This is a genomic window from Arthrobacter sp. zg-Y877 (assembly GCF_030373105.1).
Lineage (GTDB): Bacteria > Actinomycetota > Actinomycetes > Actinomycetales > Micrococcaceae > Arthrobacter_B.
The window spans coordinates 774,008-790,830 of the sequence record NZ_JAUCPU010000001.1 but is presented as its reverse complement, the minus strand read 5'-3'; the positions used below and the strand labels follow the sequence as shown (position 1 = coordinate 790,830).

Here is a 16,823-nt window from a genome sequence, read left to right as displayed (position 1 = left end):
ATGCAGCGGCCTAGTCCTGGAGCCATTGGGAGTAATACTTGCGCGCTTTGGCCAGTTTCGGATTAATAATCACCTGGCAATAGCCCTGGCCGGGGTGCTTTGCGTAGAAATCCTGATGGAAGTCCTCCGCCGGGTAGAAGCGCGGAAGGGGCACGATCTCGGTGACGATCGGATCCTTCCAGTTCTCCCGTGCCCGCTCGACGGCGGCGTCGAAATCACTGCGCTGGCCCTCATCGGCGTAGAACATGGACGAACGGTACTGGGTGCCGACGTCGTAACCCTGGCGGTTCAGGGTAGTGGGATCGTGCTGCGAGAAGAACATGTCCAAAATGACTTCGGAGGGGATGATCTCCTCATCGAAAGTCACGGCCACCACCTCTGCGTGCCCGGTGATCCCGGCGCTCACACTGTCATAGTCCGGGTTCTCGGCCGCGCCTCCGGTGTAGCCGGAAACTACGTCGGTTACGCCGCGGACCTTGCGGTAGAGAGCATCGAGGCACCAGAAGCAGCCTCCGCCTAATACGTAAGTCATCATGCCTATAACAATGCGCCCGGGACCGCTTTGATTCCCGGCGCCCGGCAAGGGGCCCGGGGACTGTTCCCTGCATCACGGCAGGCGCGCCGGAATTGAGCAGGGCAACAGCCGCAGGGTAGAACTAGAGCTATGGAAGCGGATTCCCCCCACGAGCGCTCCGGCGCGGACATACCCGAGGACCAGGTTCAGGCACCCGAGGCCGACGTGCCTACCCTGGGCGATGTACTGCTGGCAGCCGAAGAACTCTGGCCCGAATCCCTGGCCGAGGGCTGGGATGCTCCCGGCCTGGTGTCCGGACGCGTCGACCGGGAGGTACGGCGGATCCTGTTCGCTGTTGATCCCACCAGGGAAGTCATCGACGAGGCCCTCGAATGGGGCGCGGACCTGCTCCTGACCCACCATCCACTGCTGCTGAAGCCGGTGAATTCCGTCGCCGCCAGCACCTTCAAGGGCGAGGCCGTGCACCGCCTGATCGAAGGCGGCTGCGCGCTCCTGACAGTGCACACCAACGGCGACAGCGCCGTCGGGGGAGTATCCGATGTCCTGGCCGATGCCTTCGGCCTGCGGCACGTTGCCCCGCTGGTGCCGGCCGCCGAAGGACTGCCCGAAGAGGGGATCGGCCGGGTCGGCGACCTGCCCGAGGTGCTCAGCCTGGCCGACTTCGCGGAACGTGTGTTCAGCATCCTGCCCGCCGTCGCCGGCGGCGTGCGGGTTGCCGGGGACCCGGACGGCCTGGTCCGCAGGGTCGCCGTCTGCGGAGGTGCCGGCGACGGCCTGTTCGACGCCGTGCGTGCCCAGCAGGCGGACGTCTATGTCACCGCGGACCTGCGCCACCACCCGGCGTCGGAACTGCGGGAGCGTGCCGCCACCGGCAACGGCCGCCCGTACCTCATCGATGTGTCCCACTTCGGCAGCGAATGGCTGTGGCTGACACCCGCTGCGAACGCCTTGGAAAACGTCCTCACGGACCAGGGCTTCGCCGCTGACGTGCGCGTCAGCGGAGTCAACACCGATCCATGGGACTTCGTACTTACTCCCGGGCTGAAGTGATCCCCTCCAGTGGCATAGGCTTAGGAGAGCCGGGCCAGGCAGGTCCGGATATACACGGAGGTATTCGGTGGCAAAAGCATCGCCCGCGGAGCAGCTGAGGCTGCTGGATCTGCAGGCCCTGGACAGCAGGATCAAGTCCCTGCGCAACCAGGCCCGCAACGTTAGCAACAATCCCGAGATCGCGTCCCTTGGCGATGCCGTAGCCGCCGCCGAAAGCGCACGCGTGTCCGCCGGTACCGAGGTCGCCGATATTGAACGCGAACTGGCGCGGGCCGAAGCGGACGTAGCTTCGGTCGTCGCGCGGATGGCCCGTGACCAGCAGCACCTGGACAGCGGGAAGGGCGGCTCCAAGGAGCTCACCGCCCTGCAGGCGGAGATCGTTTCCCTCGAACGCCGCCGGTCCGACTTGGAGGACGTTGAACTCGACGTGATGGAACGGCTGGAAACAGCCCGCACCCGCGAGGCCGAGGCAGGCGAGGCCCTGGGTGCCCTGCACGCCAAGCGCCGGGAACTGGAGGAAAAGCGCGACGCCGAGCTGGCAGTGATCGGCACCGACACCGCAGACGCTGAAGCCCGGCGCGGAGAACTCGCCGCCAGCTTCGAACCGGCCCTCCTGGCGGTGTACGAAAAGACCCTTTCCAAGCACGGTATCGGCGCTGCCCGCCTGTTCCACGGCACGTCCGAAGGCTCTGGCATGCAGCTGAGCCCCGGCGACCTCGCTGATATCCGTAAGGCCGCCGATGAGGACATTGTGTTCTGTCCGGATTCGGGCTGCATCCTGGTCCGCTCCGCCGAGTGGGGCAGCTGAGAAGTGACATTGTTTGACCCGGAGCCGGAGCCGGACTCCGGCGCCGAAGCTGAGGTTGCCCGCGTCCCGGCCGGCGGACCCCGTCGTACCCTCATCGTCGAAGCGGATGGCGGTTCGCGCGGCAATCCGGGAATCGCCGGCTACGGCGCCCTGGTCCGCGATCCCGACACCGGCCGCATCCTCGCCGAGAAGGCGGAATACGTAGGCCGCGTGTCCAATAATGTCGCGGAGTATTCGGGCCTCATCGCCGCCCTGGAGCTGGCGCACAGCATCGACCCGGACTGCTGGATCCTGGCCAAGATGGATTCCAAGCTGGTCGTCGAGCAGATGAGCGGCCGCTGGAAGATCAAGCACGCCGATATGCAGAAGCTCGCGGCTAAGGCACGTTCGATCGTGAATCCGCAGCGGGTTAAGTACCAGTGGATTCCGCGCGAGTTAAACAAGGACGCGGACCGGCTGTCCAACGAAGCGATGGATGCCGGAACCGCCGGAATTCCGTGGAAGCCGCGCGCAGGCGCAGACACCAAGGCGGCGGCTGCCGCAGCCGTACTGGAAGCGGCTGCGTCTCCGGCTCCTGCGCCCGCTCCCACGGGACGGCTGCACCACACGGAGATCTGGGTCAATGACTTCGCAGCGGCGGAGAAATCCCTCGGCTGGCTGCTGGAGCGGCTGGGCTACGTCCGGAAGGAAACCTGGTCCACCGGCGGAAGCTGGCAGGGCGCTGAGGGGTACATCGTGCTCGAGTCCGGGCCCGACGTCGAACGCGGCCCCTACTCCCGGAAACGGGCGGGCCTGAACCACCTGGCGTTCCGTGCCGGTTCGGAGGCCGACGTCGAGCTCCTGGCCCGTCGTGCGTCCAGCCACGGCTGGACCCTGTTGTTCGCGGACCGGCATCCCCACGCCGGGGGAGCGGAGCACTACGCCGCATACCTCGAAAACGACGAAGGCTTCGAAGTGGAACTGGTCGCCGGCTAGTTACCCGTGCAGGATGACGTTGAGCTGGTACGGTTTCCGGCCTGCCGGAGGCACCAGCTCGGCGTCCCACTTTTCCTGCGCGGCAGCCAGGAGCTCCTGAGGCGTAGCCGGCTCCACACCGGCCCGCTCGAGCAGGTGGCGGGCCAGCTCGCCCCGGGTGTGCTTGGCGAAATGCGAAACAACCTTCCGTTCGCCGTTGCGCACGGAGAACACGTTGACCGCCGCCGTGTTCCGGGGATCCGGTGACCAGGCAGCCGCGTAGGTGCTGGAGCGGCAGTCAACCACCAGGGAGTTCCCCGCATACTCATCCAGCGGGCCCGTGAGGTGCTGCTTCCAGAAAGCGGCGAGCCGGCCGGTTTCCGGCAGCCGCACCGACATGGAGAGCCGGTAGGCCGGGACCGGATCAGCAAAGCCAAGGGCACCCCACAGTGCGGACATCACAAGCACCGCGTCATCGGCACGCCGCTGCGCCGTGGGGGAAAGCGTCGCGTAGCCCAATGCGTCGTACAGCACGCCCGTGTAGACCCGGTGAGCGGGCGCACAGGGTTCCGTCTCCAGAGTGGTGTTGCGGCGCACTTCCGGTGCCAGCGTCGCCCCCACGCCCAGAACTGAGAGGGCGTCGCCGGAACTGCTCGCTTCGGCCAGGGCCTTGAGCACCAGGGAGCGGGGTTCGGACAGCAGCGGGAAATGCAGCCGGGACAGGTCCAGGGCGGCTCCTGTCGGCGCGGGCGTTTTTCCTTCGGAGGGCGGGAGCAGGATCAGCACCGGTTAATCCTACGCGAGCCGGGCGGCGGGTTCCGGAACACCGTCCGGGACGGGGCGGACCCCGCGGGACGGTAGAGTTGACGATGGACGGGTTGGCCAGGCAATCGCGTCGGTGCGGATGCCTTCGGGACATCCGCTGCCGCCGAGGAAAGTCCGGGCTCCACAGGGCAGGGTGGTGGGTAACGCCCACTCGGGGAAACCCGCAGGCCAGTGCCACAGAAAAGAAACCGCCGGCCCGGGCTGCTTTGCAGCCTGAGCAGGTAAGGGTGAAAAGGCGGTGTAAGAGACCACCAGCGTCCCGGGTGACCGGGACGGCTAGGTAAACCCCACCCGGAGCAAGGCCATACAGGACACGTTTGAGGGCTGCCCGCCCGATGTGTCCGGGTAGGCCGCTTGAGGCCGCCGGCAACGGCGGTCCTAGATGGATGATTGCCGCCCCGGTCCGGTAACGGTCCGGGCGTACAAAACCCGGCTTATCGGCCAGCCCGTCCACCCATCCTTCCGCCGAACATTCCGCCCGGCTGCCGCAGAACGCGCGTTAGCCACGCTTTAGCGCAAAGTTCACTGTTTGGTACGTTGACGGATCGCATTTCCCGGGTGCTGGGCTATTCTGTGGCAATGTCCAAGACCAAGGCGGCCGCAAGGCCACTGGTTATCAGAAACGCCAACTTCCGGCGGTTGTGGATCTCGTCGACCGCCGGCATCTTCGGCACGGCCGTCACCAGTGTTGCGCTGCCCGTCATCGCGGTCATGGAACTGGACGCCTCCAATGCCACAGTTGCCGTCCTCTCCGGCATGGCCTTCCTTCCCTGGCTCCTGTTTGCCCTGCCCATCGGCGTATTGGTGGACCGGCAGCGGCGCCGGCCCCTGATCGTGGTCTCACTCGCCGTACGGACCCTGTTGCTCGCCAGCCTGCCCGTGGCCTGGTGGCTCGGGCTCCTGACAGTTACCCAGCTGTTCGTAGTGTCCTTCGGCGCTGGTCTGGCAGCGGTGTTCTTCACCCTTGCGGAGCAGGCGCTGGTGCCCCAGGCAGTGGACCGGGAGGAACTCGTGGAGGGCAACGGGCTGATGACGGGTTCCGGTGCACTGGGCGACGCCGGCGGGCGGGCACTGGGCGGCTGGGTCACCGACGCCTGGGGTGCTTCCAATGCGCTGCTTCTCCAGGTGGCGGCCTCATTTGCTTCCCTGGCGGCGGTCCTGCGCCTGGACATTACCGAACCCCGTCCCGGCCGTGCGGAGAAGCGGCACGTGGTGAAGGAGATGGCCGAGGGGGTGCGGTACATCTTCAGTACCCTGGCCCTGCGGATGCTGCTGATTACCGGCGCGTTGTGGAACCTCGGCGGAAACATCGTCAACTCGCTGCTGGTTCTGCTCGTGCTCCGGTCGCTGGGGGAATCGCCCGGCATGCTGGGCCTGCTCACCGCGGCCACCGCCGTGGGAGGCACCGTGGGCGGACTGTCAGTAAAACGCTTGGCCGACCGATTCGGCTCCGGCCGGGTCTGGCGCTATTCGATGTTTCCCGCCGTGGCAGGTTACGCGAGCCTGTTGTTCATCTCCCCGGGCTGGGGGATGGCGGTCGGATTCGTTGGGCTTTTTGTCGCAGGCTTCTCGATTTCCCTGAACATTGTGGTCGCCACCGCGTTCCGCCAGCGTGTCTGCCCGCCGCAGATGCTTGGCCGCCTCGGTTCTGCCCAGCGGATGGTGAGCTGGGGGATGCTGGCCGTAGCTGCTTTTGCCGCCGCCCTGCTGGTGGAATTCCTCAGTATCCGCGGTTCCATCCTGACGGGGATCCTGGTGGCTGCCCTGGCGCCGTTGGTGGCTGCGTTCGGCCCGCTGCGCGGGATCCGGGACCTTGCCGAACTGGAGCCGGACCGGCCGGAGCTTCCGGCAGCCAGCCCTGCCACGACCGGACGGCACTCCGCGAAGATGTGACCTTTCTCTCCCCAGAGATACGGGTGGGAAGTTTGTGACCTAATACACTGGGAGGGACTACCGCCAACCGGCACAACGCAGTGCCGGCTGATAGAAGGATGTGAAGTTCTGTGAGCTCCAATTCGGATACGTGCCTTGACGCCTGGATGGATCGGGAGGCCCTCGCCGAGGCCATGATTCCGCTGATCGGACGGCTCTACCGGGAAAACAGCGTGGTGACCTCGGTGTACGGGCGTCCGCTCGTCAATAAATCGGTGATCGACATCCTGAAGGCCCACCGATTTGCCCGCCAGATCGACGAGACCGAACTGCCCGTGGCCGAAACCTATCCGCTGCTGCTGGCGCTGAGCGAGCTGGAACTGGGCGCCGCGTCCGTGGACCTGGCCCGGATGGGCAACAAGTACAAGGAACACGGAGGGGATCTCAAGGAGTTCCTACGGACCGAGCTGGCCGACGTCGCCGGTAAGCGCGGCGCGGACGAGAGGACCAGTACCGACGTCGTGCTCTACGGCTTCGGCCGGATTGGACGCCTGCTCGCCCGGATCCTCGTGGAGAAGGCAGGCGGCGGACGCGGCCTGCGGCTGCGCGCCGTCGTGGTCCGGAAGGGTTCGGAAAACGACCTCGTCAAGCGCGCCAGCCTGCTGCGCCGGGATTCCGTCCACGGTGCCTTCAACGGCACCATTTCGGTGGACGAGGAAAACAACACGATCCTCGCGAACGGGACGCTCATCCAGGTCATCTACTCCAACGATCCCGCCACAGTGGACTACACCGCGTACGGCATCAACGACGCAGTGGTGGTGGATAACACCGGTCGTTGGCGCGACGAGGAGGGACTCTCTCGGCACCTTGCAGCGAAGGGTGTGTCCCGGGTGCTGCTGACCGCTCCGGGCAAGGGCAGCCTGAAGAACATCGTGCACGGAATCAACCATGGTTCCATCACCGACGACGACCGCATCATTACGGCCGCCTCCTGCACCACCAACGCCATCACTCCGGTGCTCAAGGTCCTCAACGACAAATACGGCATTGTGAACGGGCACGTTGAAACGGTGCATTCCTTCACCAATGACCAGAACCTGATCGACAACTTCCACAACGGCGACCGGCGCGGGCGCTCGGCGGCGCTGAACATGGTCATCACGGAAACCGGTGCGGCCAAGGCAGTGGCCAAGGCCCTGCCCGAGCTTGAGGGCAAGCTCAGCGGCAACGCCATCCGGGTCCCCACCCCCGACGTGTCCATGGCGATCCTGAACCTCAACCTGGAGAACGCCACCACCAGGGACGAAGTGAACGCGTTCCTGCGCGAAACGTCGTTGAACTCGCCGCTGCACAAGCAGATCGACTACATCGCGTCACCCGAGGTGGTTTCCAGCGACTTCGTCGGCTCCAAGCGTGCGGGGATCGTGGACGGACTGGCCACCATCTCGAACGGCAAAAACCTCGTGCTGTACGTCTGGTACGACAATGAATTCGGCTACAGCTGCCAGGTCGTCCGGGTGCTGGAGGAGATGGCACGCGTCAATCCGCCGGCCTTCCCGAAGGCGGAGTCGCTGGCCGCCATCGCCGGCTAGCAGCAGGCCCGGCTGGGGCATCCAGACAGGTTAGGACAGCACAGGCCCGCAGGAGGAATCCTGCGGGCCTGTGCTGCTTTTTTGGGGCAGTGGTGTCAGTGCCCGAACGGGTCCGGATCCACGCCCGGCATCCAGGTGTTGCCCGGAACAGTCCAGCCCTGGGCTTTGATGACTTTCCGCGCCTTCCGGCTCCACCGGTCGTTGAGCCGATCGACGTAGAGCTTGCCGTCCAGATGGTCGTACTCGTGCTGCAGTACGCGGGCAAACCAGTCGGTCGCCTCGAACTCGACCGGCGCCCCGAATTCGTCAAAGCCGCTGATCTTGACCCAGTCCGCGCGGTTGACCGGGAAGTTCTCCCCGGGAACGGAGAGGCAGCCTTCAGAGGTTTCGTCCGGATCGGGGGCGGAGCCCGGGACCTTCGAGGTGATCAGGGTCGGGTTGATGACAACGCCGCGGTCCGGGGCGTCGTCGTCGTTCGCGTAGTCGAACGTAAACAGGCGTAGGCCGACGCCGATCTGCGGGGCAGCCAAGCCCACCCCGTTGGCCACGTCCATGGTCTCGTACATGTCGGCAACCAGGGTGCGGAGTTCTTCGTTGAACTCTTCCACGGCGGCAGCCCGGCGGTGCAGAACGGGTTCTCCATGGATGACGATGGGACGAACGGTCATTACTGTCTTTCTCTCGTGGTGATATGCGGGGATCAGGCTCAGCGTGCGATGCCGCGCCCGATGACTTCCCGCATGATTTCGCTGGTGCCGCCGAAGATGGTCAACAGCCGGGCCGCCAGGAAGGCCTGGGCCACCGGGTATTCCAGGATGTAGCCGTAGCCGCCGTGCAGCTGCAGGCAGCGGTCCGTGATGGACTTGGCGCGTTCGCTGGCCCAGAGCTTGGCCTTGGCGGCCGAGACGGCGTCCAGCTTCCCCTCGTTGAAGGCGAGGATGGCGGAATCGACATAGGCTTCGGTGACTTCGACCTCGGTAAGGATGTCGGCCAGCACGAACCGGCTGTTCTGAAAGTCGGTGATCCGTTCCCCGAAGGCGTTGCGGTTCCTGGTGTACTCCAGTGTTGCTTCGTAGACCTGCCGGGCGACGGCGGAGGAGGCGACGGCGATGGCCAGCCGGCCCTGGGGGAGCTGGCCCTCGGCATACTCCAGCCCGCGGCCGACTTCGCCCACGAGGTTTCCGGCCGGAACGTACACGTCGTCAAAGAACAGCTCCGCCGTGTCGGACGCTTTCAGGCCCATCTTGTCCAGCTGCCGGCCGGTGCTGTAGCCCTCGGTCTTCTCCACCATGAACATGCTGAAGGAATCGCGCATCCCGCGGCCGGTGCTGCCGTCGGTCCGGGCCAGAACCAGGGACGCGTCGCCGCTGATGCCGTTGCCGATGAAGGTCTTCTGGCCGCTCAGCCTCCAGCCGCCGTCGTCGGCCCGGACCGCCTTGGTGCGGATACCGCGCAGGTCGCTTCCGGCGCCGGGCTCGGTCCAGGCAACGGAGGTGACCTTGTCCCCGGAGACCATGTCCGGCAGCCAGCGTTCCTTGAGCTCGTCGGAGCCGTAGGCAAGCAGGTGCGGGAGGACCATGTCATCGTGGAGGTGGAAGGCCAGCCCGACGGCGAGATGGTTGTTCCGGGCGAATTCCTCATCCATCACGGCTCGGAAGCGGTAATCCGGCATACCGGCGCCGCCGAACTCTTCCGGGACGGCCAGTCCGAGCAGGCCCTGCTCACCGGCGGCCTTCCAGAGACCGCGGGGCATCATGTGCGCCGCATCCCAGTCCGGGTATGCTGCAGCGATTTCTCGGGAATCGAATTCCCGGACGACGTCCCGGAACAGCTCATGGTCCTCTTCGAACAGTCTGCGGTCCAAGGCGGCCTCCTCATTGATAAGCCACGCGCAGGCGCAGCAGGTCCGGCACGGGCCGGTACCCGTGGGCGCCGTGCGCACCGTGCCGCTAACAGTGAAAGACAAACATAAAAGGCCGCCCCGGACTAATCCGAGGCGGCCTTTGGAAGCTGGAACTGCCAGCCTCATTGGGGTGAGTAACGGGGGTTGAACCCGCGACCTCCTGGACCACAACCAGGCGCTCTGCCAACTGAGCTATACCCACCATGTGCCTCAAACGTTCATCCGCGAAGTCCAGGCGAGTGGTCTTGCGGACTCATTTATCTGAGGCAGCGGAATCAAGCTTACACGGTTTTTTGAGTGCTTCTGACACACCCGGCCACCGGAGGCCCGATTGTGACAGACCTAACCCGAAATCCCGGCGGCGATCTTCTTGGCCGTGGCGGAATCCGGTCCCGGGGCGGGAACGAAGACAGCTTCCCGGTAGTAGCGCAGCTCGTTGATCGAATCGCGGATATCACCGAGGGCGCGGTGTCCGCCGCTCTTGGCCGGAGCCTGGAAATAGGCCCGCGGGTACCAGCGGCGGGCCAGCTCCTTGATGGTGGACACGTCAATGATCCGGTAGTGCAGGTAGTCGATGACTTCCGGCATGTCGCGGGCCAGGAACATCTTGTCCGTTCCCACGGAGTTGCCGGCGAGCTGGGCCTTCTTCGGCTCGGGGACCCATTTGGTGATGTATTCGACGACGGCGGCCTCCGCCTCGGCCATGGTGATGCCGTTCGGCAGTTCATCCAGCAGCTTCGAGGTGGTGTGCATCTGGCGCACAAAGTCGCCCATCTGCGCCAGTGCGGCGTCGTCCGGCTTGATGACCACGTCCACACCGTCGCCGAGGATGTTCAGCTCGGAGTCCGTGACGAGGACAGCCACTTCGATCAGGGCGTCGTTCTTGATGTCCAGACCGGTCATTTCACAGTCGATCCAGACCATACGTTCATTTGTTATTGGCACGTGTCCAATGTACCGCTTCCACACGGACACTTCCGGGCGGCGGCTCCGGAACTAGAGGCTGGAGTGGCTGCGCTGGCGCCGGTCCGGCAGCCCGGCATCGGCGGTGGCATAGCTGGCCGGAATACCGCTCAGGTAGGGCTGCAGGGGGATCTGGCCGGTGTCGGGCGGCCCGAATGTACGGGTCCAGCGGCTTGGCTCTGCGGGCATCTCGTGGAACACCGGAGCAACGGCGGCCCGCCGGCCGTGCGGCGCGGTGCGGATGCGGGCCGGGTGGGAGACAGCGGGGTGAAGCGGGGCTGCTGCGGTGCGGACCGGAGCGGCCGCGCGGAGGGCTGGTGCCGGCAGGCGCTCCGCAGCAGGTGCGGCGGCCGCCGTCGGACGCGGGGGAGTGAGCGCCCAGCTGAGCGCAAAAGCGAAAAGCAACAGAGCCGAAGCGGATGTGACCCCGCCGTACGGCACACCCACCCACAGCATGGCCACGGTGGCCACCACGGTGAGGAAGGCACCCCAGGCCAGCAGTTCGTGACTGCGTTCCTGCTTCACTGCCTGCTTCAATTTCTGACCCGGTGCCGGCTTCACTGCCTGCAGGGACGCCGATTGTGCAGCCTCGGCCCGTCTCCTTGGGTGTTTGCTGGTCCTAACAGGTTCTGCCCGGTGGCGCCCCACAGCCAATACCGCCTTGCTTCGTTTATCACAACAGAAATTCCAGTCTATGCGACCGTGCGCCGGCTCACAGCATTGACAGCGGCCGAGTCGGGGTATCTCCGGGGGAGGCGCAGGCCGCGGTGCTAATATCAGCCTGTTGAAGGTACCCGGGCATTCCTGTGCCGGCATTCACTCCGCGACCGGACCCTGACTGCTGCCAGGCCCGCAGGACAAGTGTTTTACCCAGAGATTGGAACCACGTAGATGACCGCCCAGGTCCCAGCGACTGAGCCTTCGTCTCCGGGCCCGGAGATAGCGAAAGCCGACCGCCCCAATATTGCGATCCTGCAGGGGTTCATCGGGTCCCTTCTGATGCTTGTCGGCTCGTTTGGAGTGGGCTGGCTTTCGCTTGCCTCAGTCGATCTCCGCAGCAATCCGCTGATTATCTGGATGCGCTTCGACGAGCCCGTCGGCGCCGTCGCAGCCGTCCTGATGCTGGCAACGGGCGGGATGCTCCTGGTGCGGTCCTGGCTGCGCCTGGGGCAGCGGATGAAGGGGTGGGGCCCGGAATCCCGGCCCGTGGTCCTGCGCGCAGTCATCGCCTGGTCCGCTCCCATGTGCTTCACGCTGCCGCTGTTCAGTCGTGATGTCTTCGCCTACATCGCCCAGGGCCTGGTGATGGTGAGCGGACTCAATCCGTACAAGGACGGCTATTCCCAGATCTCCAACTACCTGCAGCTCGGTGCGGATGATCTCTGGGCGCAGAGCCCCACCCCGTATGGTCCGGTCTTCCTCTGGATCGAGGAACTGGTGGTACGGATCACGGGCGGTCAGCCCGAGTTTTCCATCCTGCTGTTCCGCGTGATTGCGCTGATCGGCGTGGCGCTCTGTGTCTACTTCGTGCCGAAGCTGGCCGAGCTGCACGGCATCAACCCGAACCGGGCACTGTGGCTGACCGCCGCCAACCCGCTGTTCCTGGTGAACTTCATCGCTGCCGTCCACAACGATGCGCTGATGATCGGCCTGGCCCTGGCCGGGCTCTACCTGGCCGCGACCAACCGTTCCCTGGCCGGGATCCTGCTGGTGACCCTGTCCATCGGCATAAAGCCCATCACCGTTATCTTCCTGCCGTTCATCGGCCTGCTGTGGGCCGGGAAGAATGCGTCGTGGCGGCGGAAATTCGCTTACTGGGCCATGACGGCCGGCATCTCCCTGGGGCTGCTGTGGGTCATGGGCCTGATCAACGGCTTCGGTTTCGGCTGGGTGGGGGCGCTCAGTACGCCGGGCAGTGTCTGGATCTGGTACGCCCCGGTGGGCTTTGCCGGGATGCTGGTGGCCACGTTAGGCAACGCCCTCGGACTGCCGGGCTGGACGCTGGCAGACATCGTGCACACCATCGGGCGGCTGGCCTCCGTGGCCATTGTGCTGTGGCAGATGTTCGTGGGGCAGCACAGCCGCATGATCAGGCGCCTGGCACTGGCCTTCGCGGCCATCGTGATGCTGGCACCGATGATCCAGTCCTGGTACGTCGTCTGGCTCATCCCGCTGTTCGCGGTGACTGGCCTCCGCGATGACTGGCAGGCGAAGACGCTTTACCTCTTCGTTTCGTTCTTTATGGTCTACGCCATCAGCGACCAGCTGGATATCTGGCCCTACTTTGAGTTCAGCCTCAGCGCGGCCCGCCAGATTGCCGCAGTCACCGCGCTGGGCTTCGCCCTCTACCTGATCTTCGTGGACCCCAAGACCAAGGTCCTGTTCCGCAAGCGGCTTACGGCGCCCGCTCCGGGCGAACTGCGGACGCACTAAGCGCCGTGCCGCCCGCCCGGGTCAGACGGATGACCCGGGCCAGCGACCAGCCGAAGAGCACCAGCAGCAGGATATTGCGGGCGGTCAGGAGCAGGGCCACGGCAACATTCAGGTCGTTGTACAGAGCCGAGTAGAACATCGGATACACCAGCGTGGTCAACGCCGCAATGGCGGGCATCAGCATCCCGGGCACCTTCCAGGACCGGCCCTCCCACGCCAGTCCGACGGCCACCACCGCACCCAGCCACAGCATGAACTGCGGCGAGCCCACCTTGTTGAACACAATGAACGCGCTGACCAGGGCCAGTGACCCGGAGATCAGGAGCGCACGTGGATCCGCGCCGCGGCGCAGGGCCCAGATGAGCAGCCCGACGACGGCGAGGGCAGCCAGTGCCAGCAGCGGCGTCATGAGTGCGGCCACCGGCTCGCCCAGGGCGCCGCGGACTTCGCGGGTGTTGATGATCTTGTCTTCGTAGATGTGCGCATCCGACGAGCCAAGGATCGCCTGCCAGAGACCCGGCGTCGTGAACGGTGCTTCCATCTGCATGCCCCGGGCACCCTGTTCACCGAAGAAACTCAGCAGGTGGGGCAGGCCGCCGGAAACCGCCACGGCTACAGCGATCACCGCCGACACGGCGGCACCCGTGGCCAGCAGGGTGAGGCGCTTCTTCCACGCAACGAGCACCGCCAGGATAACGGCGGCAGGCCAGACCTTGATCCAGGTTGCCACTGCCAGCAGTGCGGAGGCCAGTACCGGACGGGCGGCCAGGAACAGCAGGCCCATGATCACCAGGGGTGCGGTCAGGCCGTCCACCCGTCCCACGGCAACCGGCCCCAGCAGGGAGGTAACGGCCAGCCACCAATACGCCGCCGCGGTGCCCCGGGACCCCGCACGGCGGCTCAGGACAGCCACCCCGCACGCGTTGAGGGCGGTGAAGAGCAGGAACCAGGCAAACTGGTAGCCGCCGTAGCCGAAGACCGCGGCCAGGACCATCGGCACCAGGGCGGCGATGGGATAAACCCAGCCGGCGTCGATTCCGACCCAGTGGCCGTCCTGGAGTCCCTCGAACGCCCAGCGCCGGTAGAAGCCGACATCGCTGAGGACATCGCCGTTCAGGATGCGCGATGCGAGGGCGGCAAGGAAGCCCAGATGGACTACGGCAAAGACCGTCCAGAGGGTGGCCGGGCGCAGTGCCCACTGCCGAAGGGAAGCCGGTTTCCGGGTCATGCGAGGGTGGTGCTCCTTAGGTAAATCCGCTGCCGTGCCGCGTCCGGGCACAGCGATAAGGCTACCCAAGCCACACACCCGGCATGCAATCCGCGCCCGGACACGGGATACTGAAGTAATGACCGACCTAACTGAAGAAGTAATTGTGGCGGATTTTGACGTTTCGGAGTGGGAACCCACCCCGTACCAGGTGGAAGGAACCAACAGCGAACTCTCCACGGTCCGGGCAGTGAAAATCTTCGAAGGAGACATCACCGGGACCAGTGTTGCGGACCTGATCATGGCCGGAAATTCCGTGGGCGCAGGCTATGTCGGCTCCGAGGTGTTCGCCGGAACCATTGCCGGGCGTTCCGGGACCATGGTCATCCAGCACTGGGGCCTCGCCGAGGGCACAGCCACGGCGAGCTCCGGGCACATCATCCCGGGCTCCGGCACCGACGGACTCGCCGGCATTGCCGGCAAGGCCATCTATACCCAGGAAGAAGACGGCCAGCACCGGCTCGAACTGCGGGTGACCTTCCCCGCTCCCCAGGCCTAGGCGCCCGCGCGGGATTATCCGCGCAGGAAGGCGAGGGCCGACGTAGCCAGCGAAGCGGCGATCACGAGGGCGAACCCCGCCAGCCAGACGACGGCAGGAACCCCGGTGCGCCGGGAGAGGATGTAGGCGTCGGAGCTTTCCAGGTTCCGGCGCCGGCGTGTGTGTACGCCCAGCAGGTTCACCCAGTCCCGGACCGCCCCGACCAGGAGCGCAATCCCGGTGCACATGGCCACATAGCCGGCCACCGGCGGGGCCGCGAACCAGACCAGCAGTACCGAAATCCCGGCGCAGCCAAAGGCGATCACGAATCCCTGCCCGTTCCGGATGAACAGCAGCGCACCGAGCAGCACCAGGGCACTGGCGGACAGTGCTGCCCCGGACCAGCCGCCAAGGGCGGCAAGGACCAGGACAGTACCCACCACGGCCGGTACGGGGTAGCCCCAGAAGCCGGCCCACGCTGCAGGGAACCCGCCCCGGCCCAGGGACCGCATGTCGCCGGAATGATCGAAGCGAAGACGGATGCCCTTGACCACCTGCCCGGTCATCAGGGCGGCAAAGGCGTGGCCGAGTTCGTGGACGAAGGTCACGAACAGCCCGAACCACCGCCAGGTTCCCCGGGGGATGCTGAGCAGGGCGGCTAGGGCTGTAATCAGCAACAGCACCCGGGCATCCGGATCCACAGCGGGAACACGGCCGAAGCCGGCCAGGGCCCGGGACCACCACTCGGCGGCGACGTCCAGCGCTTCAGCCACGGCCGGCCAGGCGCTGCGTGGAAACCCTAGGGGTCAAGGACGCCGCGGAGGATCGAATCCCCGGAGTGCGTGGGGTTGCCGTCAAAAGGCTCGTCGGAGATGTCAACAATTGGGTACTCATCGAGGTCAAGGTTAGCCGGGATGGTGAACCGGCCTTCCGTCCCCTCCATCGTCCCGAGGCTGACCATCCGCTCGACGTCGGGGGCGATCAGCCACACCTCGCGGAACCCCTGCGCGCCGGAACCGGTTGCCGTGACGACCAGCTCGCGGCCGCCGTCGGACCGCTGGTCCACCTCGGCGCGGCCCGATTCCGAGTACGCGGGCAAAGGATCCAGGTCCACCGCGGCGATCGTCTCGGTCCGGTCCGCCACAATGCGCGAGATGCCCCAGGTGCCGGCGGCAGCCAGCACCACCGCCGCGGCCGCGGCGCCGAGGATCTGAGGCAGCCGCCGCCTCTCCCGCCGCTTCCGGACGGAATCCAGCGGTACCGGGGAAGCCCCAGAGGTGGTCGGCGCTTCGACCGGCGGGGCCGGATTCCAGGGTGCCGCCTCAAATGGATCAGTGCGGGCGGCATCGCTGAGCCCAAGCCGGTCGTGGATGCCTGCCCAGACCTGCGACGGCGGCCGGGGGAGTGCCTCCGGAGCAGCCGGTGCCCTTCCAGCGGTTACTACCCGCTGCAGTGCAGTGACCTCGGCAGTGCATTCGGTGCAGCTGTCGAGATGGGCAGTGTCTTCGGGGCCGGCCTCGCCCAGGGCGCACAGGGCCAGCGCTTCAGGTGGCAGATGCTGCATCGCTGACCTCCAATCGCTGCCGGAGTTGGACAAGACTTCTTCGGATGTGGCTCTTTACGGTACCCAACGGGAGTTTCAGTGTTTCCGATATCTGCTGATGTGTCAGGTCTTCGTGGAAGGCCAGGCGGAGGATGGACCCCTGTGGTTCCCCGAGCCTGGCCAGTTCGGCGTCGAGAACCACACGGTCCGCCACACCATCGGGATCCGGGCCGGCGGGTGGAAGCTGGGCCCGTCCGGTCTCCGGAGTTTCCATCAGGGTCTCCGAGGAACGGGCCCTTGCCATGGCCATGCCGGCGGCCACGTTCCGGCCGATCCCGACCAGCCAGGCGGCCAGGGTGGATCGGTCAGGTGCGTAGGTGTCCCGGTATTTCCAGGCCCGGATGAACACTTCCTGAACGGCGTCGTCGGCCGCGCCCGGATCGAGCAGCCTGCGCAGCGCCAGCGCGCGGATCAGGGGTGAGAAGCGGCGGTACGCCTCGGCCAGCGCTGCTTCGTCCCCCGCCGCGAAGGCAGAGTCCATCGCGGCGTCGTTCTCTGGCGCGCCCGTGGGCATCAGTGCCGTTCTCCTGCCGTGCT

Annotated in this window: 17 protein-coding genes, 1 tRNA gene and 1 other RNA gene; 8 read left to right on the top strand and 11 right to left on the bottom strand. The window is 66.0% G+C overall.

Annotated elements, in window-relative coordinates; genetic code table 11:
- Positions 1-10: 10 nt before the first annotated feature.
- Positions 11-535 carry a peptide-methionine (S)-S-oxide reductase MsrA gene (msrA, locus tag QNO03_RS03710; protein ID WP_289601942.1) on the bottom strand — a complete coding sequence of 175 codons (525 nt, stop codon included), beginning with the start codon at positions 533-535 and terminating at the stop codon, positions 11-13.
- Between the two features lie 129 nt (positions 536-664).
- Between msrA and QNO03_RS03705 the strand changes: the two genes are divergently transcribed.
- From QNO03_RS03705 to QNO03_RS03695, 3 genes are all read left to right on the top strand, one after another.
- A complete protein-coding gene (locus tag QNO03_RS03705; protein WP_289601941.1) occupies positions 665-1,585 on the top strand; it encodes a Nif3-like dinuclear metal center hexameric protein in 921 nt (306 codons plus the stop codon).
- A 67-nt stretch (positions 1,586-1,652) separates the two neighbouring features.
- Positions 1,653-2,393 carry a zinc ribbon domain-containing protein gene (locus QNO03_RS03700; protein WP_229948832.1) on the top strand — a complete coding sequence of 247 codons (741 nt, stop codon included), beginning with the start codon at positions 1,653-1,655 and terminating at the stop codon, positions 2,391-2,393.
- Positions 2,394-2,396: 3 nt separating this feature from the next.
- A complete protein-coding gene (locus QNO03_RS03695; RefSeq protein WP_229948830.1) occupies positions 2,397-3,368 on the top strand; it encodes a reverse transcriptase-like protein in 972 nt (323 codons plus the stop codon).
- On the opposite strand, the gene QNO03_RS03690 is transcribed toward QNO03_RS03695, so the two are convergent.
- Positions 3,369-4,133: a YaaA family protein gene (locus tag QNO03_RS03690; protein WP_289601938.1), complete on the bottom strand. Its 765-nt coding sequence runs from the start codon at positions 4,131-4,133 to the stop codon at positions 3,369-3,371.
- Between the two features lie 88 nt (positions 4,134-4,221).
- On the opposite strand from QNO03_RS03690, the gene rnpB reads away from it, so the two are divergent.
- From rnpB to QNO03_RS03675, 3 genes are all read left to right on the top strand, one after another.
- Positions 4,222-4,625: RNase P RNA component class A (gene rnpB, locus QNO03_RS03685), an RNA gene on the top strand.
- A gap of 126 nt (positions 4,626-4,751) precedes the next feature.
- The gene (locus QNO03_RS03680) at positions 4,752-6,065 is read left to right on the top strand and encodes an MFS transporter (RefSeq protein WP_289601936.1); all 1,314 of its coding nucleotides are present in this window, start codon (positions 4,752-4,754) and stop codon (positions 6,063-6,065) included.
- A gap of 110 nt (positions 6,066-6,175) precedes the next feature.
- Positions 6,176-7,639 (top strand): glyceraldehyde-3-phosphate dehydrogenase, encoded by a 1,464-nt coding sequence (locus QNO03_RS03675; RefSeq protein ID WP_283995883.1) that lies wholly within the window; start codon positions 6,176-6,178, stop codon positions 7,637-7,639.
- Between the two features lie 95 nt (positions 7,640-7,734).
- On the opposite strand, the gene QNO03_RS03670 is transcribed toward QNO03_RS03675, so the two are convergent.
- The 5 genes from QNO03_RS03670 to QNO03_RS03650 all read right to left on the bottom strand — a co-directional run bounded on the left by QNO03_RS03670 (position 7,735) and on the right by QNO03_RS03650 (position 11,030).
- Positions 7,735-8,307 carry a peptide deformylase gene (locus QNO03_RS03670; RefSeq protein WP_289601934.1) on the bottom strand — a complete coding sequence of 191 codons (573 nt, stop codon included), beginning with the start codon at positions 8,305-8,307 and terminating at the stop codon, positions 7,735-7,737.
- Between the two features lie 38 nt (positions 8,308-8,345).
- Positions 8,346-9,503, bottom strand: a complete 1,158-nt coding sequence (locus QNO03_RS03665) for an acyl-CoA dehydrogenase family protein (RefSeq protein WP_229948820.1) — start codon at positions 9,501-9,503, stop codon at positions 8,346-8,348.
- 165 nt (positions 9,504-9,668) lie between these two features.
- Positions 9,669-9,744: transfer RNA gene (locus tag QNO03_RS03660), tRNA-His, on the bottom strand.
- 140 nt (positions 9,745-9,884) lie between these two features.
- Positions 9,885-10,487 carry an oligoribonuclease gene (gene orn / locus QNO03_RS03655; RefSeq protein WP_283995882.1) on the bottom strand — a complete coding sequence of 201 codons (603 nt, stop codon included), beginning with the start codon at positions 10,485-10,487 and terminating at the stop codon, positions 9,885-9,887.
- Between the two features lie 51 nt (positions 10,488-10,538).
- On the bottom strand, positions 10,539-11,030 hold the full coding sequence (locus QNO03_RS03650; protein WP_289601933.1) for a hypothetical protein: 492 nt from the start codon (positions 11,028-11,030) through the stop codon (positions 10,539-10,541).
- Positions 11,031-11,396: 366 nt separating this feature from the next.
- Between QNO03_RS03650 and mptB the strand changes: the two genes are divergently transcribed.
- Positions 11,397-12,938 (top strand): polyprenol phosphomannose-dependent alpha 1,6 mannosyltransferase MptB, encoded by a 1,542-nt coding sequence (gene mptB, locus QNO03_RS03645; RefSeq protein WP_289601931.1) that lies wholly within the window; start codon positions 11,397-11,399, stop codon positions 12,936-12,938.
- On the opposite strand, the gene QNO03_RS03640 is transcribed toward mptB, so the two are convergent.
- Positions 12,901-14,166: a glycosyltransferase family 87 protein gene (locus QNO03_RS03640; RefSeq protein WP_229948814.1), complete on the bottom strand. Its 1,266-nt coding sequence runs from the start codon at positions 14,164-14,166 to the stop codon at positions 12,901-12,903. The two genes, mptB and QNO03_RS03640, sit on opposite strands and share 38 nt — an antisense overlap.
- Positions 14,167-14,284: 118 nt before the next feature.
- On the opposite strand from QNO03_RS03640, the gene QNO03_RS03635 reads away from it, so the two are divergent.
- Complete coding sequence (locus QNO03_RS03635; protein WP_229948811.1) at positions 14,285-14,704, top strand: DUF3224 domain-containing protein; 420 nt, start codon at positions 14,285-14,287, stop codon at positions 14,702-14,704.
- Positions 14,705-14,718: 14 nt separating this feature from the next.
- Here QNO03_RS03635 and QNO03_RS03630 read toward each other — a convergent pair whose 3' ends face one another.
- Genes QNO03_RS03630 through QNO03_RS03620 form a run of 3 tightly spaced genes read right to left on the bottom strand, consistent with a single transcriptional unit; the run spans position 14,719 to position 16,800 of the window.
- A complete protein-coding gene (locus QNO03_RS03630) occupies positions 14,719-15,456 on the bottom strand; it encodes a M50 family metallopeptidase (RefSeq protein ID WP_289601928.1) in 738 nt (245 codons plus the stop codon).
- A gap of 26 nt (positions 15,457-15,482) precedes the next feature.
- Positions 15,483-16,247, bottom strand: a complete 765-nt coding sequence (locus QNO03_RS03625) for an anti-sigma factor (RefSeq protein ID WP_289601927.1) — start codon at positions 16,245-16,247, stop codon at positions 15,483-15,485.
- Complete coding sequence (locus QNO03_RS03620; RefSeq protein ID WP_289601926.1) at positions 16,228-16,800, bottom strand: RNA polymerase sigma factor; 573 nt, start codon at positions 16,798-16,800, stop codon at positions 16,228-16,230. Before QNO03_RS03620 ends, QNO03_RS03625 begins: the two co-directional genes overlap by 20 nt.
- Between the last annotated feature and the right edge of the window lie 23 nt (positions 16,801-16,823).